The following is a 23,722-nucleotide window of genomic DNA, read 5'->3' on the forward strand; positions in this document are numbered from 1 at the left end:
ACGAAAGTTGGATGCTTGGAAATAAGCCTTGACACCGAAGGCTCTGCGTGAGCTAACGACATTCTCAAGACTATCAATGCGTTAGCGGGATACGGCGCAACACCTTCAAAATGCGCGCCAATCGAGGCCGCGATCCCTGCGAGCGTCTCCAACGGGTGCCAACAAGCGGGTGCCAATACATGGCCGAGTTTCACGGTCCACGACCCGACGTGACATTGCTGCTCGACATGGACGGCGTGATCCGTGAGGCCACGCTGTCGCCGAACATCTCGACAGAGAATGTCGACGTCTGGCTTGGCCGGCCCTGGTCCGAAATCGTCGACGATGCGAGCGAGAAGATCGAGCGCATCATGCAGGACACCAAGCGCACCGGCATCTCCGCGTTTCGCCAGATCACGCAGCGGTTTCCGAGCGGCCTGGAACTGCCGATGGAATTCACCACCGTGCTGCTCGGCGGCCGGGCGGGCATGCTGGCGATCGGCAAGAACCTGCAGGCTGTCGCGGAGCTGCAGGCTCGCCTGATCTCGGCGCAGCAGACCATCGAGCGCGACTACTGGAAGCTGCGCGAGATCGAGACCCGCTACCGGCTCGTCATCGAGGATTCCAACGAGGCCGTGCTGCTGACGAAGGTGTCCGATCTGCGCATCGTCGAGGCGAACCGCACCGCGGCGGCGGCGCTCGGCGTCTCCAGCCGGCGCCGGGACAATCTGGTCGGCCGCGAGTTTCTGCAGGAGATCCCGCAGAAGGAGCGAGAGCCGGTGGAGCTGATGCTCAGGCGCGTCCGCGACCAGGGCAAGGCGCCCGGCATCGTCGTTCACCTCGGCGAGGACGCCGCGCCCTGGATGCTCCGGGGATCGCTGATGACGAGCGAGACCGCGCCGATGTTCCTGCTGCAGATGGCGCCGATCGGCCGAGCTGCGCAGCCCGGACCGATGCCGGACGATCCGGAAGGGCTGATCGACAATCTGCCCGATGCCGTCATCAGCATCGATGCGACCGGGGCGATCAAGCGCGCGAATCGCGCCTTCCTGGAGCTGGTCGAGATCGGCTCAAAGGAGGCCGTCCTCGGCGAGAAACTCAGCCGCTGGCTGACGCGGCCGGGCGCCGACCTTTCGGTGCTGATCTCCAACGTCGAACGGCATGGCACCGTCCGCCTGCTCGCCACCACCATCCAGGGCGAGCTCGGCAGCGAGACGGAGGTCGAGATTTCGGCCGCCTCCCACGGTCTGGACGGTCACCGCCGGATCGGATTGATCATGCGCAATATCGCGCGGCGGTTGTCTCCGGCGGCGGAACATGACAATCTTCGGGCGGCCCTGTCTGGTCTCAACGAATCGGTGGGCAAAACGCCGCTGCGCGACCTGGTGCGGAGCACCGTGGAGGTCGTCGAGCAGCACTATGTCCGCGCCGCGCTTGAGCTCGCCAACGGGAACAGGACGTCGGCGGCCGAAATTCTCGGCCTCAGCCGGCAAAGTCTTTACGCCAAGCTCGATCGGTATAATCTGAGCCAGCTAGAAGAAGACGAGGAAACCGAAAAGGGGAGCTAGTTGCCCGTTCCGCTGACAACGCCGGCCTTCGGCCACGCTACTCTTGCGGATTGCGAGCGTGAACAGATTCATCTCGCGGGCTCGATCCAGCCGCACGGCATCCTGCTGGCGCTGAAGGAGCCGGACAACGTCGTCATCCAGGCCAGCATCAATGCGGCCGCCTTCCTCAATACCAATACCGTGGTCGGACGCCCCTTGCGCGATCTCGGCGGCGACGTGGCGCTGCAGATCCTGCCGCATCTCAACGGTCCGCTGCACCTGACGCCGATGACGCTGCGATGCACGGCCGGATCGCCGCCGCAGCAGGTCGACTGCACGGTGCATCGGCCCTCGAACGGCGGACTGATCGTCGAGCTGGAGCCGGCGACAAGGTCGACCAACATCGCCCCCGCCCTCGACGGCGCCTTCCACCGCATCACCTCGGCCTCGTCGCTGCTCGGCCTGTGCGACGAGACGGCGACGATCTTCAAGGAAATCACCGGCTACGACCGCGTCATGGTCTACCGCTTCGACGAGGAGGGCCATGGCGAGGTGCTGTCCGAGCGACGGCGGCCCGACCTCGAGGCGTTTCTCGGCAACCGCTATCCGGCCTCGGACATTCCGCAGATCGCGCGCCGGCTCTACGAGCGCAACCGCGTCCGGCTGCTGGTCGACGTGAACTACATGCCGGTGCCGCTGCAGCCGCGGATCTCACCGCTCAACGGCCGCGACCTCGACATGTCCTTGAGCTGCCTGCGCAGCATGTCGCCGATCCATCAGAAATATCTGCAGAACATGGGTGTCGGCGCGACGCTCGTGTGCTCGCTGATGGTCAGCGGCCGGCTGTGGGGGCTGATCGCCTGCCACCATTACGAACCGCGCTTCGTGCCGTTCGACATTCGCGCCGCCGGCGAGGCGCTGGCCGAGACCTGCGCAATCCGGATCGCCGCCCTCGAAAGCTTCGCCCAGAGCCAGTCCGAGTTGGTGGTGCGTCGGCTGGAACAGCGGCTGGCCGAGGCGGTGTCGCGCGACGGCGAATGGCAGACCGCGCTGTTCGACGGCTCGCAATCGCTGCTGCAGCCGCTCGGCGCCAGCGGCGCGGCGCTGCTGTTCGAGGGCCAGGTCACGACCGCCGGCGACGTGCCGTCGACGCAGCGCATCCGCGATCTCGCGACCTGGCTCGACCGCAGGCGCAAGCTGCCAGATGCCGCACAAGGGCTGACCGTCACCGCCTCGCTCACTCTGGACGAGCCGTCGTTCAGCGATATCCGCGGCGTGGCGAGCGGCCTGATCGCGGCGCCGCTCTCCGCCAGCGATGGCGAGTATCTGCTGTGGTTCCGGCCCGAGCAGGTGCGAACGGTGACCTGGGGCGGCGATCCGCTGAAGGCCGTGATCATCGGCGACGATCCCTCCGATCTGTCGCCGCGGCGCTCGTTCGCGCAATGGCACCAGCTGGTGGAGGGCAAGTCCGAGCCATGGTCGCCGGCCGAACTCGCGTCGGCCCGGCTGGTCAGCGAGACCGTCGCCGACGTCGCGCTGCAGCTGCGCTCGGTGCGCATGGTGATCGCCCAGGACCAGCTCGCCACCATCAGCGCGCAGGTGCTGCGCTCGGAGCAGCCGGTCATCATCGCCGATGTCGAAGGCCGTATCCTGCTGATGAACGAAGCCTTCGAGCAGCAGTTGCGCGCCTCGCATCCGCATATTCCGCATCTGCGCGACCTCGGCGCCTATTTCTCGGCGCCGGCGGAATTCCGCGCCAATCTCGACGACCTCATGCGCAACAAGCGCAGCTGGCGCGGCGAGCTGACGCTGACCGGCGGCGCCTTGCCGCAACGGCCGCTGATGCTGCGCGCCGATCCCGTGATCGCGCCCTACGACCGCGTTCTCGGCTTCGTGCTGATCTTCTCCGACCTCACCGAGCGCAAGACCGCGGAAGCCGCGCGCGCCCGTTTCCAGGAGGAGATCGACGGCAACCGCCGCCCGAGCCTGCGGCTCGATCACAGCGCCAGCCTGATCTACAAGGAGCTCGCCGCCTCCACGGTGGAGAACGCCCAACTCGCCGCGCTGGAAGTCACCCACGGCGCCGAGGCGGGCAGCATGCCCGAAATGCTGGAGAGCATCCGCAACTCCACCGCGCGCACGCTGAGCATTTTGGAGCACCTGGTTTGGTATCGCTCGCAGAGCGGGGAGTGAGGGTGCGGAGTAAGCAAGCGCAGGCTTCGCTTGATTGGTCATGCGGGACAAAGCCGTTCGCCAAACTCAAACGCACTTTGACGATGTGACCCAAGATGGTCCCGCAACCGCAGTGCGCTCCCCTCCCCCTTGCGGGGAGGGGTCGGGGGTGGGGGTCCGCGCACTCCGAACTGCTTGATGAGCACGATGCCTTTCACATCGCACAACAGCTCCCGTTGCGATCGTCTCTTGATTCCGGTTCGCTCAGTAGCAAATGAGCTCGAGGGTATGGAGCTTGATCACAAGCAGCGCGATTCGTGGCTCCCCACCCCCAACCCCTCCCCGCAAGGGGGAGGGGAGTGGACCGCTGCCGCGGAAGCAGATCGGCTCCAACGGATGTTGCCCTTCACCGCGAATTTGAAGTCGGCGTACGCTACGAGCCTACGTCTCGCCTACCCTACCCGCCAAGCCCCGCCGCCACCAGCAGCGCCTGCGACAGCGTGATGTTCAGCTGGAACGCCGTCGCGGCTTCCTCGACGACGACATCATGCTCGTCCATCGCCGCACCCGCCTGCTCCAGCGCATCGCGATAGTCGTCCTTGAAGCGCGGAATGTCGGCAATCTCCGGAAACTCGTAGAACGACAGCGCCTCGGGCGGCAGCTCGAGCGAACGCGCAAGAATCTTCTTGATGATCTGGCCGCCGCTGAGATCGCCGAGATAGCGCGTATAGGCATGCGCCAGCAGCGGGTGCCCCGAACCAGCGCCCGCCTCGCGGATGGCGCCGACATACGCGATCGTCTGGGGAAGCAGCGGCAGGCTGCTCGCATTCAACCGCGCCAGATCAGCCTTGATCGCGGCACTGCGATGCAACTCGGGCCGCACGATGAGACCCACCACCGGCGTTCGCTCGTGGCGAAGAAGCTCGGCTTCCAGCGCGTCGTAGACCGGAAGCAGATTGCGCAACAGCAGCGCGTAGGCCGCGACCGTGCCGCGTCCGCGCAGCAGCTCGGCGACGACGCCGGTCCGTTCGGCGGTCACGTGCAGCGCCTTGGTGCGCTCGCGCAGCGCCTCCAAAAGACTGGCCGGACGCGTGCTGCGCCCGGCCAATTCGATCTGCTCAACTCTGTCCAACATGCCTCGTCCCGCAGACCTTCAGCGCATCGGCGCCAGCCCGTGTTTCACGCCCCAGTCGAACCAGCTGTCGACAACGGTGCCTGACAGTAGGATACCGATGCCGCCGGTCAAGGGACAAAGCACCGCGAACCACCAGGCCCAGCGATGGATCGATTCGGCCGTCGCATTGAAGCCCATCGTCCAGCGCCAGAACAGCGCACCACGTTCGAACGCCGTGCCGCGGTCGACGATCTGCTCCAGCTCGCGCTCGCCGCCGTAGCGGCTGATCGCCAGCACCGTCGCGCCATGCATCGCGAACAGCAGCGCCGACCCGTACAGGAAGGCGATCGAGAGCATGTGGAACGGATTGTAGAACAGGTTGCCGTGGGTGATGGAGAAGTTGTTGGTCCAGTCGAGGTGCGGGAAGATGCCGAACGGCACCGCCTCGCTCCAGCTTCCCATGAAGATCGGCCGGATGAAGCCGAGCACCAGGTACAGCCAGATCGACGACGCGAACGCCCACGACACGTGGGTGCCGAGGCCGAGCGCCCGCGCGCGGCGATAGGTACGCGCCCACCACAGCAGGATCGACGTCGTCAGGAAGAAGCCGGCCATCAGCCACCAGCCGCCCTCCTGTAGCGGCGGAAAGATCTGCAGGCCGTATTCTGGGGCCGGCGGCTGCAAGGAGAGCCAGAAGAACTGACGGATGAACTCGAGCGGACTCCAGTTCACCGACGCCAGCATGTTGAGACCGATGATCTCGATCGCAACGAAGCCGGTCATCAGCGAGGCGAGGCCGAGGAAGCCCAGATACACCGGGCCGACCTGGGCGTCGCCGAGCTTGCCGAACCAGTAGTTGAAGCTGCCCTTGCCGAGCCGCTCCCAAATGCCCGGCTCGATCGGAATGCCCGGGTAGATTTTGCTACGAACTTGAATCTGCGTGAAGATGTTCTGGTATTGGGCCATGACGACCTCCCCCTCAACTCATTGCGGCGACCAGATCGGGATCTTGCGCCACCATTCCCACCAATCCGACCAGGCATTGCCTTCGGGCAGCAGCCAGGCGGGGCCGGAGATGACGATGCAGACGGCGCTGAAGAACACCGCCGACAGCGCCAGGAACAGGCCGAGCCGGTGGATGCCGAGCGTGCCGATGGAGTAGCCGATGAGATCGCGGAACATCGTGTTCTCATGTTCCGGCGACTTCATCTCCTCGCCCTTGCCCGGATTGGCGGCCGACAGGATCAGCGAGCCGTGCAGCGCGAGCGCGAGACACGTCGTGAAGAAGAACGTGATCGCGATCATGTGCGCGGGATTGTAGTGGAAGTTGCCGAACTGATAGCCGGTGTTCGACACCCAATCGAGATGGGTGATGATGCCGTAGGGAAACGCGTAGCTCCACGAGCCCATCAGCACCGGACGGATCACCTCCAGCGTGAAATAGGCAAAGATCGCGAAGCCGAAGGCCACCGGCACGTGATAGCCGATCGCGAGCTTGCGACAGATCTCGACCTCGCGCAGCGCCCACGAGACGAACGCGCCATGCGCGCACACCGTGATGAGCTGCCAGAAGCCGCCCTCCGTGAGTGGCGCGAAGGAGAGCCCGTATTTCGCGTCGGGCGGATTGATGCTGATCTGCCAGAGATTCCACGTCGGTCCGAGCGCCGTGGCATAGAGGATCAGCGCCACGCCGACGAAGGTGAAGAAGATCGTCGTCACGCCGAAGAAGCCGACGTAGAACGGGCCGATCCAGAAATCGAAGAGATCGCCGCCGATCAACGTTCCGCCGCGGACGCGGTATTTTCGTTCAAAGCTGAGCATTGCCATCGGTCCTGCCTCCGCTGCCCGTCGCTCGATAAGCTACGTGTCGTATCGTGAATTCGGTGGACGAGAGGATTTGGGAAGCGGGCGAACGGGGTCTGCCGCCGTCGCCCGTCCGCTTCCCTCTGGTCGTCGAGCTGTTAGGTGAGCTTTACCGGGGTGACCGGAGCCGAGATCGACGACGTCTTCGCAGCACGCGGTCCCTCCAGCCAGTTGAACCGGTTGGTGCTGAGCAGGATGAAGTGAATCACCAATGCCAGCCCGAACAGGAACACGCCGAGAGCCACGAGAACCCTGCGGGGATCGAACAACAACCACAAGCGCCACATAGTTTTCTCCTTTCGATCAGGTCAGGTAGGAGAGCACGAGATTGGCGTAGTGGGTCACCCCATCCAGCGCCGCTGCCTTGTAGCCGGTCGGGCCGGGCAGCCACGGACGCCACATCCAGGCGAGAATGTGGGCGACGATCGCAACCGCCGTGAAGGCCACAAAGCTCGTCATGAAGATGCTATGGAATTCCCTAGCCTCCGCTTCGGTCAGCCCCGACAGAGAGCCTCCCTTGTTTGGTTCCACCATAGTAGTACCTCCTGGTGTTGGCCTTTCGGCCGGATGCCGCTCACCGAGATGAGCGGCGTCGAAGCGCCATCCCGTCGCCGGGATGACATCCGTGCGGCTAGCCGCACGAATTCCTTGCAAGAGCAGCGGGGCCTGACATCACGACCCCGGAGCCCGAAACCTTTCGGGGCGTCACAGCCCCATGAACGACGAGGTCGCGCAGTTCGCAGCCTTGACCCGCGCTTCGGCGACGATCGCGCCGAGCGGCGCCGGACGATGGGCCGTGACCAGCGAGCCGATCCGGCGCAGCACGCCCTCGACCATCAGCACGGCAAAGCACACCGCGTAGACGAGAAGGTATTCGATCCGCTCGCGCGATCCCGGCGCGACGTCACGATCCACGCGTTCGTATAACGACATCGTCCTCTCCCTCTCCGCTCCATCCCCGTTGCCTACGCGGCCTGGCCCGTTGCGAGCCGTGACCGCGCTTGCGCGAGAATGTCTTCCGTCACCGTGTCCAGTCCGGCCTGACGCGCACCGCGCTCGGCCGCATCGCGCAGCCGCTTGGCCGCGGAGATCCGCACCAGCACCGGCTGCGTCTCGATGATCTGATCCAGCGCCAGCTTGGCGCCGTCGTCCCAGGGCAATTCGCGCTCGAGCCGCGCCGGCGTCGCAGCGATCTGATCCAGTTGCGTGGCGAGCGGCAGGATGTTGAACAGCGCATCGAACAGCGCGTTGCAGACTTCCTGCACGACATAGGTCGCGCCGGCATAGCCCATGAACGGCGTGCCGGTGTGGCGGCGGATCACCGTGCCCGGGAACGAGGCCGGGATGTAGATCGCGCGGTTTCCCGCTTCCGCCGCATACATGCGCTCATTGTAGCTGCCGAACAGCACCAGCGGCGGCCGCTCGTGGATCATCTTGCGGATCGAATCATTGTCGGTCTTGGCGCCCGCGCAGCGCGAGATCGCGAAGTGGCAGGGCAGACCGAGCTCGGTCTCCAGGAAATTGCGCAGGCCCCGTGCATAGGTCTCGGAGGCCACGATGCCGAAGCTCGCGGTGCCGAAGAAGTCCTGCGTCACCGAGCGCCAGAGATCCCACACCGGCTTGATCGTGGTGTGCTTCTCGCGGGTGATGAACGGCTCCGGATCCAGCCCCGTCAGCTCGCCGAGCGAGCGCAGGAATTTCGTCGTCGAATGCAGCCCAATCGGCGCCTGCAGATAGGGCCGCTCCAAGGTCTCGCACAGCAGCCGGCCGAACTCGCGATACATGCAGATGTTGACGTCGGCATTGACCAGCTTGGGCACATCGGCGAGGTGGCTGCCGAGCGGGAACACCATGTTGATCTCGGCGCCGATGCCTTCCACCAGGCGGCGGATCTCGGCGAGATCCGAGGGCATGTTGAAGGTACCGTAGATCGGCCCGATGATGTTGACGCGGGGCTTCTCGCCATCAGTTCGCGGCTTGCGCTCGGGGATCTTGCGCAGGCCGTATTCGCTCCACAGCCAGCTCAAGGCGCGGTTGGCGCTCTGCCACTGGTCCTCGTCGATCGTGCGTGGCAGGAAGCGCTTGATGTTGGAGCCCTCGGGCGTCACGCCGCCGCCGATCATCTCGGCGATCGAGCCGGTGACGACCACGGCCGGCAGATCCGGATCGAGCGCGGCGCGGGCGCGCTTCATCGCCTGCTCGGTGCCCTTCTGGCCGAGCTCATCCTCGCCCAATCCGGTGACGACGATCGGCAGCTCGTGCGGCGGCAGGCCGTCGGTATAGTGCAGCACCGAGGTCACCGGCAGGTTCTCGCAGCCGACGGGGCCGTCGATGATAACCTGCAGGCCCTTGATGGCGGTGAACGCGTAGACCGAGCCCCAATAGCCGCCGGCGCGATCGTGGTCGAGGATCAGCATTACACCATCTCCTCGGACTTGCGCTTCTTGGCCTGCGCCGCGACCGCCTTGCGATATTTGTCGCGGAAGTCCGGACGCGCGACAGGCATGCCCTGCCACACGCCCGCGGTGTCGCCCTCGCCGACACCTTCGAAGAAGTCGCGCATCTCGTCGAAGCGGGCTTTACCCGCGATCGCCGCGTTGACGACCTGCGCCAGCGAGCCGGCGCCGGAGACGCCGAACAGCGGCCGTGCCGAGATCAGGTTGGTGAAGTACAGCGACGGAATCGCGCGCGCCTTCGCCTTCTGCACCACCGGCGTGGTGCCGATGGCGAGATCCGGCGCGAATTCGTCGACCGCCGCGAGATCCTGCTCCAGCGATGCCCGATACTGCACGCGCACGCCGCGTTGCTCGAGCCAGGCGCAGTCGGCCTCCGACCAACGCGTCCGCGGACAGGCGGTGCCGACATAGCGCAGGTCGGCGCCGCTCTCGACCAGCAGACGCCCAACCAGCAGCTCCGAGCCTTCATAGCCCGACAGCGTGATGCGGCCGCGGATCGGCGCCGCCGCGAGCGCGCCGCGGATCGCCGGCAGCACGGCATTCTTCGCCGCATCGATCTGCGCGCGGCCGATGCCGCAGGTCGAGCCGACGGCCTCGAGCCAGTCCGCCGTGCCGTCGCAGCCGACCGGGGCGGAGCCGATGATCGGCCGGCCGGCCGACTCGAACTCGCGGATCGAGGCCGTATAGAACGGATGGATCGCCGCGACCGCCGCGCAGTCGAGCGCGCCATACAGCTCGCGCCATTCGCGCGTCGGCACGGTCGGCCCGGCCGCCAATCCAAGTGGCGCCAGCAGCATGCCGATGCCGACGGGGTCGGCGGGGAACATCTCGCCGAGCAAAGTAATCGTCGGCCTGTCGCCACGCGGCGCGCGCGGCGCCTGCACCGGTCCCTGCTCCGCCTCGCGCCGCGCATAGTTCAGCATCGCGCCGGCGAGCACGTCCTTGGCCTCGGCATGGGTGGGCACGCCGAAGCCGGGGACGTCGATGCCGATGATGCGGACGCCGTTGATCTCCTTCGGGAGAATCTGCAGCGGCACGCCCGAGGCGGTGGGGACGCAGAGATTGATGATGACGACGCAGTCGTAGTTCGCAGGGTCCGCGAGCTTGAACACCGCGTCGCGGATGTCCTCGAACAGCTTTCCGGTGACCAAGGTCTCCGAGTTGAACGGGACATAGCCGACGCTGCGCCGCGCGCCGTAGAAATGCGAGGTGAAGGTCAGGCCATAGACGCAGCAGGCCGAGCCCGACAGCACGGTCGCGGTGCGCCGCATGCGCAGGCCCACACGCAGCGAGCCAAACGCCGGGCACATGCTCTGCGGCTGGTCATGCGGCCCGGCCGGATAGTCGGCCGCGTAGCGCGCCAAGACCTCGCTCTTGCCGGCGGCATCGGCCGCCTTCCTGAGCTCGGCCTTGCCGGCATGGCAGCCCAGCGCCTCCGGCTGCGCCGGCACGCCTGCCGCCGCGTCGCGTTGCGCGCTCACCGCCTGATGGACCACTGCATCGCTCATTGCACGAGATTCCAGTACTCTGTTCCGCTGCTCGGCACGCACCCGTCACACATTGTCGTAGATCACTTCGAGCGACGGTTTCGTCACCGCCGTGCTGCCGCACATGTCCTCGAGCGTCGCCTGCTCCAGCACGACGTCGCGGCCGACTTCGGAGGCCTTGAACAGGCCGAGCAGGCCGTCCTGGGTCAGCGGATGCGGATGCTGCGGCGGCGCCTCGGCGACGTTGGTGGCGAGCAACTCGAACAGCGGCGCCCAGGCCGTGCCGGGCCGACCGATGATCTGATAGCTCGCGCTCTTGCGGCGGATGTCGTCGTCGGCCGGGATCGAGGCCAGCACCGGGATGCCGACGGCATCCGCAAACGCCTGCGCCTCGCCGGTGCCGTCATCCTTGTTGATGACGATGCCGGCAACGCCGACATTGCCGCCGAGCTTGCGGAAATACTCCACCGCCGAGCAGACATTGTTGGCGACGTAGAGCGACTGCAGGTCGTTGGAGCCGACGATGATCACCTTCTGGCACATGTCGCGCGCGATCGGCAGGCCGAAGCCGCCGCAGACGACGTCGCCGAGGAAGTCGAGCAGCACGTAGTCGAAGCCCCAATCGTGGAAGCCGAGCTTCTCGATCAGCTCGAAGCCATGGATGATGCCGCGTCCGCCGCAGCCGCGGCCGACCTCGGGACCGCCGAGCTCCATCGCGAACACGCCGTCGCGCTTGAAGCAGACGTCGCCGATCTTGACCTCCTCGCCCGCGAGCTTCTTCTTCGACGAGGTCTCCAGAATGGTCGGGCACGCCCGGCCGCCGAACAGCAGCGAAGTCGTGTCGCTCTTCGGATCGCAGCCGATCAGCAGCACCTTCTTGCCCTGCTGCGCCATCATGTAGGACAGGTTGGCGAGCGTGAAGCTCTTGCCGATGCCGCCCTTGCCGTAGATTGCGATGATCTGCGTGGTCTTCTTCGGCGCAGCCGTCACCGGCGCATCCGGCTCGATCGCGGCCTCGGCACGCAGGGCATCCGTCATTGCAGCCAAGTTGGCACTGATCTTGGTCGGGGCATTCATCGTGCAGCTCTCCAGTCCAGGACCATCTTGAGACATGACGGATCGTCGAACGCGGTCCGGTAGGCGCTCTCGGCAGACGCTGCATCCGCGTGATGCGTGATCAGCCCGTCCAGCGACAGCCGGCCGGTATCGATCAGGTTACGCACCGCGATCAGATCCTCGTGCTTCCATTCGGCGGCGACGCGGATTGCCGCCTCGCGCATGAAGGCCGGCGGATAGGAGAAGGTCAGCGGCGCGCTGTAGAAGCCGGCGAGGATGATCTCGCCGCGGGGCGCCAGGCGCGCAATCAGGCTGTCGAGCAGTCCGGCATCACCGCTGGCATCGAAGATCAGGCGGTAGTCGCGCTTGTCGTCCTGAGCGGGATTGATGACGCGATAGCCGATCGCGCCATCGGCACGCTCGGGATTGCTCTCCCACACGACGGGCGGATCGCCGCCCATCGCGATGATCAACCGCGCCAGCAGGCGCCCGAGCACGCCATGGCCAACGACGCATTCGGCCCTTCCGTCACCGCCGATCGACAGCGCATGGTAGGCGGTCGCTGCCAGCGCGAGCAGCACGCCGCGCTCGCCGGTCACTTCGTCGATCGCCACGACACGCTGCGGAGGAACGGTGAGCCGCGAGGCCGCGGCACCGAACAGGCTCTTCACCTCGCCGAAGCAGCGCGCCGCGCCCGGCACGAACACGCGCTCGCCCTTCCGGAAACCGGAATGCGGCGCGGCCTGCGCCACGCGGCCCACAGCCTCGTAGCCCGGCACGAGCGGATAGCCCATGCCCGGAAACTGCGGCATGCGGCCTTCGTACAGCAACCGCTCGGTGCCGGTGCTGATCGCGCTCCATTCGATGTCGACGGTCAGGCAGTCCGGGGCGTCTGCAAGCACCAGGTGCTGCAGCGATAGTTGCCTCGGCCTCCCCAGTACGACGGCGATCGCGTCCATTGCCCAACTCCCCGGCGACGCCCGCTTAGTTACGGGTGTCAGGTTAGTCCGACCAGGGAAAGTGTCAATATAAATTTACATTCGGAGTGTCAGCTTTTCGCGACAATCACGCTGGCAATCAACGGGATGCGGGTGCGAAGCACTCGCACCTGCGAAAAGCCTGCCATGCTCAGCAGTTCGCGAAGCCGTGCCGCGCTGCGCGGCCGGCCCTGCCCCATCGCCCGGAGATAGATCTCGAAATAGGCAGCGACGCCGTCGCTGCCGCCGGCCATGTCGCGCATCGGCTCGCCCAGCAGCAGCACGCCACCGTCGGGCAATGCTGCGCGCACCTTGGCCAGCAGCCGCGCCACCGCGTCGTCGTCATGGTCGTGCACCACCCGAATCAGCGAGATCACGTCGGCGCCCGCGGGCAGCGGGTCGTCGTGGAAGCTGCCCGCCGTGATCGTCGTACGGTCGGCCAGACCGGCCTGGGCCAGACGCTCCTGTGCGATCCCCGCGACCCCCGGCAGATCGAACAATTGCAGCCGAAGCTGCGGCGCGGTTCGCGCGGCGGCGGCGAGGAAGCTGCCATCGCCGCCGCCGACATCGAGCAGGCAGCGGTGGCCGGCCAGCGGATAGGCTGATAGCACGACGTCCGCGATCATCGGCTGCGACGCCGCCATCAGCGCCGTATAGGCCGCGACATCGTCGCGCGTCAGCGCCGCGCCGCCATGGTCGAGCGCATAGGGCCAGTAATGCGCGAGATGGCGTTCGCGATCATGGCCGCGCAGCAGCGCCAGGGGATCGCCGAGATCGGCATAGAGCGCCGCGTGATGGCGGACCATCGCGGCGATGCCGGGATTGCCGAGCAGCGCCGCGCCGAGCGGCCCGAGCCCATAGCGCGCCGCGCGGCGGCGCTCGAGCAGCTGCAGCGCGCAGGCCGCCTCGCACAGGCTTTCCATCGCGGCGTCCGGTATCGCCGCACGCGACGCGAGCGCCGCGAGATCAAGCGGCCCGGCGCGCAACGTCTCGAACAGATCGAGTTGCACGCAAGCCGCCAGCGTCTGCGAATAGACGAAGCCGGCGCAGAGATCGAACAGCTCCGCCGCCCGCCGGCGTGCGATCGGCCGGGTCAACGGAAACGTCGCCGCCCAGCGCTGAAACGAAGCACTCGCCAGCAGCGAGTCGCGCCAGCCGCGCCAGCGATCGCCAAAGCTGATCGGGGGCGAAGTGTCGTGGCGAACGACGGTCGACACGGATCAATGCTCCAGTCGGCGGGCAATAGCGCATCGACGCGCACCACTGCCCACCCTCCCCTGGAGGGCAGGGCAATCGCGTGTGGCGATCGCCGTTTTGGGCTTGTCTCTCTCCAAGTCGTCATGGCCGGGCTTGTCCCGGCCATCCACGTCGGCCGGCATGCTGAGAACGACGTGGATGCCCGGGCCTTCGCCGCGCCGAAGCGGCTTCGGCCGCGCAGGCGGGACAAGCCCGGGCATGACGGAGTCACTAACTTGCAGGATCGTTCGTCGCGACAGCCCGGAATTTCCACATGCGATTGCCCTGCCCTGGAGGGGGAGGGTCACCGCGCGCAAGGCGCGCGGTGGGGTGGGGTGATCCCGGAAACAGGTGCGGATGGGTCGAGGCGAGATCAAGTTCCGCTGCATCGGCCCTTCACGGACCGTCCGCACCGCACCCGCCGACAATCTGTCACCCCACCCCGCCGCGCCTGCCGCTGCGCGCAGGCGCGCCGACCCTTCCCCTCCAGGGGAGGGCGGGCACCGCGGGCGCCGCGCGAGCATGGCCATTCAAAGCAAACTCACGCCGCCGACGCGGCGAGACGGCGCGGCACCAGGCGCTTGGCTTCCTGCTCCATCAGCACGCGCAGCTCGTGGGCATGGGCGCAGGGCGGCATGGTGCGAATGCCGTCGGCGACGAGATCGTGCAGATAGCTGACGGCGCCGGTGAGGCCATAAATCAGCACGGCATTGGGCCGCCCGAGCTTGGCATCCTGCCCAACCGGCTTGCCCGCCTCCTCCTCATCGCTGGCCGCGTCGCGGATGTCATCGGCGACCTGATAGGCCTCGCCGATCTTCTCGCCCAGACTGCGCCAGGCTGCGGGATCGGAATGCCCCGCCGCCGCCGCGCCGGACACGGTTGCCGCCGCGAACAGCGCGCCGGTCTTGGAGCGATGATAGTGCGAGAGATCGATCTCCGGCTCGCATTCCCAGGCCTGGCCGGCGGCGATGCCATGCGGCACCCCGACGGCGTCGCCGATCGTCTCGATCAGTCGCGCCAGCCGCAGCGGCGAGCAGCGCGACTTGGCGAGCGTCTGGAAGGCGAGCACGATCAGCGCATCGCCGGCCAGCACCGCGAGCGGCTCGCCGAAGGCGGCATGCACCGAGGGCCGGCCGCGCCGAAGCTTGGCATTGTCGAAACAGGGCAGATCGTCATGTACCAGCGAGGCGCAATGCAGCAGCTCGATCGCCGATCCCGCCGCATCCGTCGCCGACGGCTCGTCGTCGCCGCAGGCCGCGGCCACCGCATGACAGAGCCGCGGACGCACCCGGGCCCCCCTGGGGAACACGGCCGCCTGCATGGCGGCCGAGAGACGGGGCGGACATCCCGGCTGGTCGGCCAGCGCGACCGCTGCGACGAGGGATTTTTCGATCCGGGCCATCACGTCCATGCCAGCCTCCCCTGCCGCGACGGCCAACGGGCCATCGCCTATGTAAATTACAACTTACACCTATAGTGTAAATCATGCTAGACATTTCCTGCGTCAGACCGGGTAGACAGGAGTGCGGAGATGGCCGATCACCGCGTGATCGTGGTGGGCGCCGGGATCGCCGGCCTCAGCGCCGCGCTCACCCTTGCGGCCGGCGGAGCCGAGGTGACGGTGCTGGAGCGCGCGCCCGCGCTCGGCGGCAAGATGCGCCAGATCGCGATCGGGCCTGCGCGCATCGATTCCGGCCCGACCGTGTTCACGATGCGCTGGGTGTTCGACGAGCTGTTCGCCGAGCTCGGCACCGTGCTCGACGATCATCTCACCTTGAAGCCGCTCGACATTCTCGCGCGCCACGCCTGGACCGACCGCCGCACGCTCGATCTGTTCGCCGATGAAGCGAGATCGGCGGATGCGATCGGCCGGTTCGCCGGGCGCAGCGAGGCCGAGGGCTATCGCGCCTTCTGCCGCGACGCGCGCCGCATCTTCGAGACGTTGAGGGATCCGTTTATTAGAACCCCGGCGCCGAGCATGACGCATCTCCTGCGCAACGCCGGCTTCCGCGACCTCACCGCGATCCGGCCGTTCCAGACCATGTGGAAGGCGCTCGGCGGCTATTTCCGTGATGCCCGCCTGCAGCAGCTGTTCGGACGCTACGCGACCTATTGCGGCTCCTCGCCGTTCCACGCGCCGGCAACGCTGATGCTGGTGGCCCATGTCGAGCAGGCCGGCGTCTGGTCGATCGACGGCGGCATGCACGAGTTCGCGGCGTGTCTCGCGGCGCTGGCACGGCGGCACGGCGTCAGCATCCGCACCGACAGCGACGTCGCCGGCATCGTCACGGCGAGCGGCCGCGCCGCGGGCGTGCGCCTCGCCGATGGCGAGCAGATCTCAGCCGACGCCGTGATCACGACCGCCGATGTCGCCGCGCTTGCGCAGGGATTGTTCGGCGCGGAGGCCGCGCGCGCGCTGCCGGCCATCCCGGACAATGCTCGCTCGCTGTCGGCGATGACCTGGAGCTGCATGGCGCGCGCCGACGGCTTTCCGCTGCTGCGCCACAACGTGTTCTTCTCACGCGACAGCCGCGCCGAGTTCGATCAGTTGATCGAGCGGCGCGCGATGCCGGCCGAGCCCACCGTCTATGTCTGCGCGCAGGACCGCGACGACCAGCCGCGCGAGAATGGCGGCAACGAGCCGCTGTTCGTGCTGATCAACGCACCCGCATCAGGTGATCATCATCGCTTTCCGCCTTCGGAGATCAGCCAATGTGCCCGCCAGACCTTCGACCTGTTGCAGCGCTGCGGCCTCAGCGTCGCGACGACGCCCGAACTGACGCGCGTGACGACACCGGCGGATTTCAATCGGATGTTTCCGGGCACGGGGGGCGCGCTGTACGGCCGCAGCTCGCACGGCTGGATGGCGTCGTTCCAGCGGCCGGGCGCGCAGACGAAGCTGCCGGGCCTGTACGTGGCGGGGGGCAGCGCGCATCCGGGACCGGGCGTGCCGATGGCGGCGTTGTCGGGACGGATGGCAGCCGCCAGGGCGATTCTGGACCTCGCTTCGACCGCGCCGTCCCGAAGGACGGCTATGCGTGGTGGTATGTCGACGCGTTGAGCGATGACGGCCGCTTCGGCCTCACCATCATCGCCTTCGTCGGCAGCGTGTTCTCGCCGTACTATGCGTGGGCGCGGCGGCGCGGCCCGGCCGATCCGGAGAATCATTGCGCGCTGAACGTTGCGCTGTATGGCGCGCGGGCGCGGCGCTGGTCGATGACCGAGCGCGGCAGCCGTGCGATCGCGCGCGACGATCAGCGCTTTGCCGTCGGGCCGAGCCACCTCGAGTGGAACGGCCGCGAGCTCGTCATCGAGGTCAACGAGGTCACCGTGCCATGGCCGCTGCCGTTGCGCGGCAAGGTGCGCGTGGTCCCGACCGCGCTGAACGAGATCGCCTTCGCGCTCGATGCCGAGGGCCGCCATCGCTGGCAGCCGATCGCGCCCTGCTGCCGCGTCTCGGTCGACTTCGGTCATCCCGACCTGCACTGGCGCGGCGACGGCTATTTCGACATCAACCACGGCGATGCGCCGCTGGAGCGCGATTTTTCGAGCTGGCAATGGTCGCGCGCCGCGACGCGCAGCGGCACGGTGATTTCCTACGACACGATCGCGCGCGCCGGCGCGGACAGGACGATCGCGCTGCACGTCGATCCCGACGCCAGGCTGGAGCGGCTCGCGCCGCTGTCGCCAGCGCCGTTGCGCAGGACGTTGTGGCGCGTCGACCGCAGCGCCCGCGCCGATGCGGAGACGTCCGTGCGCGTCGTCAGCACGCTGGAGGACGCCCCGTTCTACGCCCGCTCCCACCTCGCCGCGCGCATTCATGGCGAGGACGTCGCCGTCATGCACGAGAGCCTGTCGCTCGACCGCTTCCAGCTGCCGATCGTCCAGGCCATGCTGCCGTTCCGCATGCCGCGCTGGTGAATAATCGCCGCGCGCGGTGCGACTCCCCTCCCCCTTGCGGGGCCCTTGCGGGGAGAGGGGGCGCACCTATCGTGGTACGACAGCGGTGGTCCGCAAGGCGCATGCGACCCCTCCTTCGGCACGAACGCGCCCGGCGGGATGTGATCGACGCGCAGCTTGATGTCGTGCCGACACGACGATGCATGCAGGCCCGCGCAACAACGAACACCGTCATCCCGGACAAGCCGCGGCGCGCGCCAGCGCGGCGCGGCGCCGATCCGGGATCCATACGCCGCAGCGGTCGTGAACGAGCCAAGTGCCAATGGCTAGCGCGCCCCAAACTCCTCCCTGGGGGTATGGGTCCCGGCGTTCGCCGGGACGACGGCGGTGGACCAATCTCACGCTTCCGACAAAAATAATCATCTTGCTATTTTTCAGAATTCATGGTTGTATCCGCGCATCCCGCCTCATGCAGAAGGGGCGTAGCGCGCGATCGTCACGACACGCGAGGCGGGGATGCGATGGCCGCGAGTGCTCGCAGCATGTCTTCATCGATGTGCGGACGAACGAGCGTTTGCGGACGGTCAAGTCGCGTGGTCCTGGCCTCCCGAAGCTGAGGTCAAGTTGGCGCTCGTGCCGATGCACGGCGCTGACGACGGTGGCCAACGAGCCGGGCACCGGGGAGATCGCGAAGCAGCCGTCAACCCATCGCGCAGGGAATGCCGGCGTGTTTCGGCTTTGCCTGTGGTACCTGCCGCCTGCATTTTTTTCAGCAGGCGGGCCATGGGTGATGCTGTCACCCGGCATTCCCTGCGCCCTCTGCACTTTCGAGAGGGACATGATGATCGACACCTCGGGCACGATGTGCCGCGAGATCGCGGCGACGCGTTCCCGTCTGTGTCGCGATCACTGACGCCAATCGCTGTTTGAGCCGTGAATCCGTCTCATCCTCCCAGACAAGCCGCGACGTGCAACATCGCGGCGCTCCGGGCCTGCTACGACGCTGCATAATGCAGCGCGGCAGCGACGTCGCGTCGGCGATCTCGGCCTACTGCTTCTCCGCCTCGCGTTCTCTGGCCTCGCGTTCGGCGCGCTGGCGGTCGAGGCGGCGGCCTTGCCATTCGAGCGCGAGCCAGCCGAGCACGCAGAGCGCGACGACGACGAGTTCGAGCAGGCCGCCCATCTCGCTCATGGCGTCTCACTCACTTGACGTCTCTCTCCTCGGCGCCTCGCTCACACCGTCTCACCGATCATGGCCGACGTCCGCGCCTCATCAGCGCCGGCGTCGTCATGTCAGGAGAGCCGGCCGGAACGCAGCAGTTGATCGCGGCGCTCCAGGCGCTCGAACAGGTCGATCACCCACAGCGCGCGGTCGCGCATCGTGCGCTGCGGCGCCGGCAGCGAATGCGGACGCTGCGCATCGGCGGCGACGACCGCGTCGATCAGCCCGCGCGCCTCGGGACGCAGCGGCGCCAGCGACGGCTGTGGCTGCAGCAGCGAGACGGCCGCCGCCTTGCCCAGCAATTGCAGCTTGCGCGCCGCCGAGACGACGGCCCGCCGCGACAGCGAATCGAACTCGGCGCGCGCGACCTCGCGGCCGATCTCGGCATAGATCAGCCGCGCCGCATGAATGCCGGGCCGGCAGGCCCAGGGCAGATCGGCGATGCCGGCGGCTGCGCGGGCATAGAACACGTCGGCGACCGCGAGCAGCCGCGCGGTGACGCGCGCGACCCGGTCGTCGAAGAACGGCGCGGCGCGCCAGGTCTCGACGTCGAGCCCCGCCTCGCGCAGCCATTGCCGCGGCAGATACAGCCGGCCGGCGCGGGCGTCCTCGCCGACATCGCGGGCGATGTTGGTGAGCTGCATCGCGATGCCGAGATCGCAGGCGCGCCCGATCGTCTCGGCGTCGCGCCGGTGCATCAGGAGCGACATCATCACGCCGACCGTGCCGGCGACGCGGACGGCATAGGCAAGCACGTCGCTCAAGGTCTCGTAGCGACGGCCTTGCGCATCCCAGGCGAGGCCTTCGAGCAGCGCCTCCGGCAGCGCGCGCGGAATCGCGAACTCCGTCACCACGCCGGCCAGCGCACGGTCGACGGGACTGTCGTCGGGCCGGCCGTCATAGATCCGCTCGAGCCGCTCGTGCAGCACCTCCACCGCATCGACGCGGCGGCCGGGGCCGTCGATCGCGTCATCGGCCTCGCGGCAGAACGCATAGAGCGCGATGGCGGGATCGCCGACCGATCGGGGCAACACCTTCGACGCAGCGAAGAACGTCTTCGACCCGCCCTGCAACATCCGCCGACAGATCGCGATGTCCGTTTGCCAGTTCATCGTCGCTCCAGCTCATGCGGGGCCGGCACGAGATCATCGAGCACGCGCGCCGAAGACAGCACGCCCGGCAGGCCGGCGCCGGGATGCGTTCCGGCTCCGACGAGATACAGCCGCTCGATCTCTTCGCTCTTGTTGTGCGGCCGGAACCAGGCGCTCTGCAGCAGCACCGGCTCGAGCCCGAACGCCGCGCCGCGATAGGACGACAGCCGATGCTCGAAATCATCGGGTGTCAGCAGCCTGGACGTCACGATCTGCCCGGCCAGATCCGGCAGCAGAGACTCGCTGAGCGCCGCCTCGATCCGCTTGCGGAACGGCTCGGCGGCAGCACGCCAGTCGATGCCGCTCTCCTGATGCGGCACCGGCGACAACACGTAGAACGCGTCGCAGCCGTCGGGTGCCAGCGAGGGATCGGTCGCGGTGGGGCGATGCAGATAGAGGCTGAAATCGTCCGCCAGAACCTTGCGGCGGAAGATGTCGTCGAGCAGCTCGCGATAGCGCGGGCCGAGCAGGATGGTGTGATGCTCGACGTCGTCATAGCGGCGCTTCGTGCCGAAATACCAGACGAACAGGCTCATCGAGTAACGCGCGCGGTCGATGCGCGCATCGGTCCAGCGCCGGCGCGCGACCGATGGCAGCAGGTGCTTGTAGGTCCAGGCGGCGCAGCCGTTGGACACGACGACATCGGCGGCGATGGTCTCGCCGGATTTGAGGCGCACGCCGGTGGCGGCGCCGTTCTTCGTGGTGATCTCGGCCACGGGCGCCGAGCAGCGGACCTCGCCGCCCAGCCCTTCGATCAGGCTGACAAGCCCGCTGACCAAGGCGCCGGTGCCGCCCATCGCGAAATGCACGCCCCAGCGCCGTTCGAGATAGGCGATCAGGCAATAGATCGAGGTGGTCGTGAACGGGTTGCCGCCGATCAGCAGCGGATGAAAGCTCAGGATGATGCGCAGCCGCTCGTCGCGGACATGCTGAGACACCAGGCCATAGACCGAGCGGAAGCTCTGCAGCTTGATCATCGCCGGCGCGATCTTGAGCATGTCCGTGAAGGAGAGGAACGGCACGTCGCCGAGCTCCTCGAAGCCCTTCTTGAAGATCGCCTCGCTCGCCATCATGAAGCGCTCATAGCCGTCGACATCGCCGGGCGAGATTCGCGCCACCTCGGCGCGCATCGCCGCCGGGTCGGCCGAGCAGTCGAAGATCGTGCCGTCGTCGAAGCGGATGCGATAGAATGGCGAGATCGGCTTCAGCGTGACGTCGTCGGACATCCGCCGGCCGCAGAGCTGCCACAGCTCCTCGAACAGGAACGGCGCGGTGACGATGGTGGGCCCCGCATCGAAGGTGAAGCCGTCCTGGCGATGCACATAGGCGCGGCCGCCGGGCGCATCGAGCTGCTCGAACACGGTGACGCGATAGCCGCGCGCGCCGAGCCGGACGGCTGCGGCAAGGCCACCGAAGCCGGAGCCGATCACGACCGCATGCGGCCGGTCTCCGAGCGCAGCCGGAACAGCGGCCTTGATAGTGGAGACGTCGAGCATGGCCGAAAGCGTAAATTGAAATTGACGCTTTCGCCAGTCAAAAATGTCAACCTAATTTGACATTTCCTGCTGCGCCGCGAGCACGCCGGCTCGCTCCGCGGCGACGAAGATCAGCTCCGCGATCCGCCCCGGCTGCTCCTCGTGCGCCAAATGCCCAAGCCCATCAATGAGTTCGAGCTGCGCCTGGGGCACCAATTGGCGGACCCGCCGGGCCACGTCGGGCGGAATGGCATGGTCGCGGGTCGCGGCGACCAGCAGCAGGGCCGTCGTCAGACGCGGCAGGTCGCGGACCAGCGGATGCAGGTCCCAGTTCGCCATCATCTCCAGCGCGGCGGCGACATGGCCGGGGCTGCCGACGAGGCGGCGATACAGCCGCTCGCCATGGGCATCGAGCGTGGAGCCCGTGCCCTTCAGCAGCCGGTGCACCGCCGCCGGATCGCGGCCGCGCCAGGCGAACAGCCGCGGCACCAGCGGGTTGAGCGCCATCATCTTGGCCAGCGGCGAGAAGAACTGCGCCGCCGGTCCGCCGAACGGCAGATAGGCGCCGTTGAGGCTGACGATCAGCTTCGGCGCGATCAGGCCGTCGAGCGTCATGCGGGTGAGGATCGCGGCGCCCGCGGAATGGCCGATCGCGATCGCCGGAGAGATCGCGAGCTTGTTGCACAGGACCGAAAGGTCACGCGACATGCCGTCGAGGGACAAGCGCTGCCAATGCGGCGTCGAGGTGAAGCCGTGACCGGAGAGGTCGGGCGCGACGACCGTGAAGCGCTGCGCGAGCAGCGGCGCGAGATCGCGCCAGGAATGGGTGGCCGCTCCCGTGCCGTGCGCCAGCAGCGCCACGGGGCCCTCGCCCATGACCTGCACATGCCAGCGCAGCCCGGCCGCGTCGACGAAGCGGCTGGCCGTTCGGTTCGGCCAGTCGCTGCCATCGACGCTCCAGTTCGGCTTGTCGCTCATGCCGGCCCACGGGGTTGGACGCGGCCGTCGGGCTCAAGCACCGGCCGCACGCATCAGGAAATCATCGTAGCCCGCGACGACTTTATCAAGCTGCTCGAAATGGGGCATAGCGCCGGTCTGCATCACCTGGATGGTCCAGTTCGGCAGGCCCTCGACGGCATGCTTGCCGTTGTAATCGACGAAATCGCCGCGCACGCCGTGCACCATCCACACCGGCATCGCCAGCGCCTGGTAGAGCTTCAGGGCGTGGACGCTGAACATGTAGCCGGAGACGAAGGAGTATGGCGCATTCTCGGCCCCCGGCTGGTGAGTGGTGATGTAGTCGTATTCGAGCAGGCCTTCGTCGATGTCCTTGCGACCGAACGTCTTGCGCAGGAAGAAGCGAATGCTTGCGCGTGATGTCAGCAGCGTAAAGAAGCGGTGTTTCCATAGCGGCACGGTGAAGATATTGCGCAGCCAGGGCATCGCGCGGGTTGCATTCTTGTCGCCGCCGCCGTTCTTGGCCGCCGCCTCGGCGCGGCGGTCGAACCCCGTCGGGCTCAGCAGCGCGAGCGTGCGAAACAGGTTCGGCGCCTCGGTGCCGGCGCGCGCGGCGAACTCGCAGCCGAGCGACAGCGCGATCGCATCGATGGCGACATCGCCGTGACGGCGACGGATCTCGTTGGCGGCGAGCAGGATCGCATCGGTCATGATGCGCGGGGTGTAGATGCGGTCGGCGCGATCCGACAGGCCGAAGCCCGGCAGGTCGAGCGCGTAGACAGGACGATGCTGGCGATAGTGCTCGAACAGCGGCTTCATCTCATAAGCGGTGGCCGCGGCGTTGACGCTGTGGATCAGCAGCAGCGGACGCTCGGTGGAGCCTGCGGGACCATCGGCATAGCAGGTGATGCGGCCGGTGCGGGCATCGGCGAGCTCGAAGTGATGCGCCGCCAGCGGCGGTGGCATTGTCACGGCACGCGCAACGGCCGCGTGATCACTCTGTGTGGTCGAGGCCACCTGCATGGCGTGCTCCTGTGTGACGGAATAATGTCGAAAGACGCGATCATGCTGCCGACGACGTGGCCGAGCATAACGATGACCGGACCGCTTGTCAGTCGTCGTTGGGAACG

Annotated in this window: 22 protein-coding genes; 5 read left to right on the top strand and 17 right to left on the bottom strand. The window is 67.3% G+C overall.

Annotated elements, in window-relative coordinates; translation table 11 throughout:
• Positions 1-179 precede the first annotated feature (179 nt).
• Both ppsR and ACQR1L_RS00815 read left to right on the top strand, forming a co-directional pair.
• Positions 180-1,547 carry a transcriptional regulator PpsR gene (ppsR, locus tag ACQR1L_RS00810; RefSeq protein WP_434856035.1) on the top strand — a complete coding sequence of 456 codons (1,368 nt, stop codon included), beginning with the start codon at positions 180-182 and terminating at the stop codon, positions 1,545-1,547.
• Positions 1,548-3,719, top strand: coding sequence for a GAF domain-containing protein (locus ACQR1L_RS00815; protein ID WP_434856036.1), 2,172 nt, complete (start codon positions 1,548-1,550; stop codon positions 3,717-3,719).
• Positions 3,720-4,155: 436 nt separating this feature from the next.
• On the opposite strand, the gene ACQR1L_RS00820 is transcribed toward ACQR1L_RS00815, so the two are convergent.
• The 12 genes from ACQR1L_RS00820 to ACQR1L_RS00875 all read right to left on the bottom strand — a co-directional run bounded on the left by ACQR1L_RS00820 (position 4,156) and on the right by ACQR1L_RS00875 (position 15,298).
• Positions 4,156-4,833, bottom strand: a complete 678-nt coding sequence (locus ACQR1L_RS00820; protein ID WP_434856037.1) for a heme oxygenase (biliverdin-producing) — start codon at positions 4,831-4,833, stop codon at positions 4,156-4,158.
• Between the two features lie 18 nt (positions 4,834-4,851).
• Complete coding sequence (gene pufM / locus ACQR1L_RS00825) at positions 4,852-5,778, bottom strand: photosynthetic reaction center subunit M (RefSeq protein WP_434856038.1); 927 nt, start codon at positions 5,776-5,778, stop codon at positions 4,852-4,854.
• An 18-nt stretch (positions 5,779-5,796) separates the two neighbouring features.
• Positions 5,797-6,639, bottom strand: a complete 843-nt coding sequence (gene pufL, locus ACQR1L_RS00830; protein WP_434856039.1) for a photosynthetic reaction center subunit L — start codon at positions 6,637-6,639, stop codon at positions 5,797-5,799.
• 134 nt (positions 6,640-6,773) lie between these two features.
• Positions 6,774-6,962, bottom strand: a complete 189-nt coding sequence (pufA, locus tag ACQR1L_RS00835; RefSeq protein WP_006615514.1) for a light-harvesting antenna LH1, alpha subunit — start codon at positions 6,960-6,962, stop codon at positions 6,774-6,776.
• A 16-nt stretch (positions 6,963-6,978) separates the two neighbouring features.
• Positions 6,979-7,209 carry a light-harvesting antenna LH1, beta subunit gene (gene pufB, locus ACQR1L_RS00840; RefSeq protein ID WP_434856040.1) on the bottom strand — a complete coding sequence of 77 codons (231 nt, stop codon included), beginning with the start codon at positions 7,207-7,209 and terminating at the stop codon, positions 6,979-6,981.
• Positions 7,210-7,380: 171 nt separating this feature from the next.
• The gene (locus ACQR1L_RS00845; protein ID WP_434856041.1) at positions 7,381-7,608 is read right to left on the bottom strand and encodes a hypothetical protein; all 228 of its coding nucleotides are present in this window, start codon (positions 7,606-7,608) and stop codon (positions 7,381-7,383) included.
• Positions 7,609-7,640: 32 nt separating this feature from the next.
• Positions 7,641-9,092 carry a chlorophyllide a reductase subunit Z gene (gene bchZ, locus ACQR1L_RS00850; RefSeq protein WP_434856042.1) on the bottom strand — a complete coding sequence of 484 codons (1,452 nt, stop codon included), beginning with the start codon at positions 9,090-9,092 and terminating at the stop codon, positions 7,641-7,643.
• Positions 9,092-10,639 carry a chlorophyllide a reductase subunit Y gene (gene bchY / locus ACQR1L_RS00855; RefSeq protein WP_434856043.1) on the bottom strand — a complete coding sequence of 516 codons (1,548 nt, stop codon included), beginning with the start codon at positions 10,637-10,639 and terminating at the stop codon, positions 9,092-9,094. The genes bchZ and bchY overlap by 1 nt, the downstream gene beginning before the upstream one ends.
• Positions 10,640-10,684: 45 nt before the next feature.
• A complete protein-coding gene (locus ACQR1L_RS00860; RefSeq protein WP_434856044.1) occupies positions 10,685-11,695 on the bottom strand; it encodes a chlorophyllide a reductase iron protein subunit X in 1,011 nt (336 codons plus the stop codon).
• Positions 11,692-12,633 (bottom strand): chlorophyll synthesis pathway protein BchC, encoded by a 942-nt coding sequence (gene bchC / locus ACQR1L_RS00865; RefSeq protein WP_434856045.1) that lies wholly within the window; start codon positions 12,631-12,633, stop codon positions 11,692-11,694. The genes ACQR1L_RS00860 and bchC overlap by 4 nt, the downstream gene beginning before the upstream one ends.
• 89 nt (positions 12,634-12,722) lie before the next feature.
• A complete protein-coding gene (locus ACQR1L_RS00870) occupies positions 12,723-13,868 on the bottom strand; it encodes a methyltransferase (protein WP_434856046.1) in 1,146 nt (381 codons plus the stop codon).
• Between the two features lie 560 nt (positions 13,869-14,428).
• Complete coding sequence (locus ACQR1L_RS00875) at positions 14,429-15,298, bottom strand: polyprenyl synthetase family protein (protein WP_434856047.1); 870 nt, start codon at positions 15,296-15,298, stop codon at positions 14,429-14,431.
• Positions 15,299-15,418: 120 nt separating this feature from the next.
• Between ACQR1L_RS00875 and crtD the strand changes: the two genes are divergently transcribed.
• The 3 genes from crtD (at position 15,419) to ACQR1L_RS00890 (ending at position 18,700) form a co-directional block, all read left to right on the top strand.
• Positions 15,419-16,948, top strand: coding sequence for a 1-hydroxycarotenoid 3,4-desaturase CrtD (gene crtD / locus ACQR1L_RS00880; RefSeq protein WP_434856048.1), 1,530 nt, complete (start codon positions 15,419-15,421; stop codon positions 16,946-16,948).
• On the top strand, positions 16,945-17,808 hold the full coding sequence (locus ACQR1L_RS00885; RefSeq protein ID WP_434856049.1) for a hydratase: 864 nt from the start codon (positions 16,945-16,947) through the stop codon (positions 17,806-17,808). Before crtD ends, ACQR1L_RS00885 begins: the two co-directional genes overlap by 4 nt.
• Before the next feature lie 637 nt (positions 17,809-18,445).
• Positions 18,446-18,700 carry a hypothetical protein gene (locus ACQR1L_RS00890; protein ID WP_434856050.1) on the top strand — a complete coding sequence of 85 codons (255 nt, stop codon included), beginning with the start codon at positions 18,446-18,448 and terminating at the stop codon, positions 18,698-18,700.
• A 135-nt stretch (positions 18,701-18,835) separates the two neighbouring features.
• On the opposite strand, the gene ACQR1L_RS00895 is transcribed toward ACQR1L_RS00890, so the two are convergent.
• From ACQR1L_RS00895 to ACQR1L_RS00915, 5 genes are all read right to left on the bottom strand, one after another.
• A complete protein-coding gene (locus ACQR1L_RS00895) occupies positions 18,836-18,979 on the bottom strand; it encodes a hypothetical protein (RefSeq protein ID WP_434856051.1) in 144 nt (47 codons plus the stop codon).
• 101 nt (positions 18,980-19,080) lie between these two features.
• Complete coding sequence (locus ACQR1L_RS00900; protein ID WP_434856052.1) at positions 19,081-20,121, bottom strand: phytoene/squalene synthase family protein; 1,041 nt, start codon at positions 20,119-20,121, stop codon at positions 19,081-19,083.
• The gene (locus ACQR1L_RS00905) at positions 20,118-21,656 is read right to left on the bottom strand and encodes a phytoene desaturase (RefSeq protein ID WP_434856053.1); all 1,539 of its coding nucleotides are present in this window, start codon (positions 21,654-21,656) and stop codon (positions 20,118-20,120) included. The genes ACQR1L_RS00900 and ACQR1L_RS00905 overlap by 4 nt, the downstream gene beginning before the upstream one ends.
• 51 nt (positions 21,657-21,707) lie before the next feature.
• Positions 21,708-22,613 (bottom strand): alpha/beta fold hydrolase BchO, encoded by a 906-nt coding sequence (gene bchO / locus ACQR1L_RS00910; protein WP_434856054.1) that lies wholly within the window; start codon positions 22,611-22,613, stop codon positions 21,708-21,710.
• Positions 22,614-22,646: 33 nt separating this feature from the next.
• Positions 22,647-23,615, bottom strand: a complete 969-nt coding sequence (locus tag ACQR1L_RS00915) for an alpha/beta fold hydrolase (protein ID WP_434856055.1) — start codon at positions 23,613-23,615, stop codon at positions 22,647-22,649.
• Between the last annotated feature and the right edge of the window lie 107 nt (positions 23,616-23,722).

It is taken from the genome of Bradyrhizobium sp. HKCCYLR20261 (assembly GCF_051168435.1).
Lineage (GTDB): Bacteria > Pseudomonadota > Alphaproteobacteria > Rhizobiales > Xanthobacteraceae > Bradyrhizobium.

Bases quoted from the DNA above. Each gene is read 5' to 3' on its own strand.
- pufA (WP_006615514.1), bottom strand. From the start codon at position 6,962: ATGTGGCGCTTGTGGTTGTTGTTCGATCCCCGCAGGGTTCTCGTGGCT.
- bchC (WP_434856045.1), bottom strand. From the start codon at position 12,633: ATGGACGCGATCGCCGTCGTACTGGGGAGGCCGAGGCAACTATCGCTG.
- pufM (WP_434856038.1), bottom strand. From the start codon at position 5,778: ATGGCCCAATACCAGAACATCTTCACGCAGATTCAAGTTCGTAGCAAA.
- ACQR1L_RS00900 (WP_434856052.1), bottom strand. From the start codon at position 20,121: ATGAACTGGCAAACGGACATCGCGATCTGTCGGCGGATGTTGCAGGGC.
- ppsR (WP_434856035.1), top strand. From the start codon at position 180: ATGGCCGAGTTTCACGGTCCACGACCCGACGTGACATTGCTGCTCGAC.
- ACQR1L_RS00860 (WP_434856044.1), bottom strand. From the start codon at position 11,695: ATGAATGCCCCGACCAAGATCAGTGCCAACTTGGCTGCAATGACGGAT.
- bchZ (WP_434856042.1), bottom strand. From the start codon at position 9,092: ATGCTGATCCTCGACCACGATCGCGCCGGCGGCTATTGGGGCTCGGTC.
- ACQR1L_RS00895 (WP_434856051.1), bottom strand. From the start codon at position 18,979: ATGAGCGAGATGGGCGGCCTGCTCGAACTCGTCGTCGTCGCGCTCTGC.
- ACQR1L_RS00905 (WP_434856053.1), bottom strand. From the start codon at position 21,656: ATGCTCGACGTCTCCACTATCAAGGCCGCTGTTCCGGCTGCGCTCGGA.
- ACQR1L_RS00875 (WP_434856047.1), bottom strand. From the start codon at position 15,298: ATGGACGTGATGGCCCGGATCGAAAAATCCCTCGTCGCAGCGGTCGCG.
- ACQR1L_RS00915 (WP_434856055.1), bottom strand. From the start codon at position 23,615: ATGCAGGTGGCCTCGACCACACAGAGTGATCACGCGGCCGTTGCGCGT.
- bchO (WP_434856054.1), bottom strand. From the start codon at position 22,613: ATGAGCGACAAGCCGAACTGGAGCGTCGATGGCAGCGACTGGCCGAAC.
- pufB (WP_434856040.1), bottom strand. From the start codon at position 7,209: ATGGTGGAACCAAACAAGGGAGGCTCTCTGTCGGGGCTGACCGAAGCG.
- pufL (WP_434856039.1), bottom strand. From the start codon at position 6,639: ATGGCAATGCTCAGCTTTGAACGAAAATACCGCGTCCGCGGCGGAACG.
- bchY (WP_434856043.1), bottom strand. From the start codon at position 10,639: ATGAGCGATGCAGTGGTCCATCAGGCGGTGAGCGCGCAACGCGACGCG.
- ACQR1L_RS00845 (WP_434856041.1), bottom strand. From the start codon at position 7,608: ATGTCGTTATACGAACGCGTGGATCGTGACGTCGCGCCGGGATCGCGC.
- ACQR1L_RS00820 (WP_434856037.1), bottom strand. From the start codon at position 4,833: ATGTTGGACAGAGTTGAGCAGATCGAATTGGCCGGGCGCAGCACGCGT.
- crtD (WP_434856048.1), top strand. From the start codon at position 15,419: ATGGCCGATCACCGCGTGATCGTGGTGGGCGCCGGGATCGCCGGCCTC.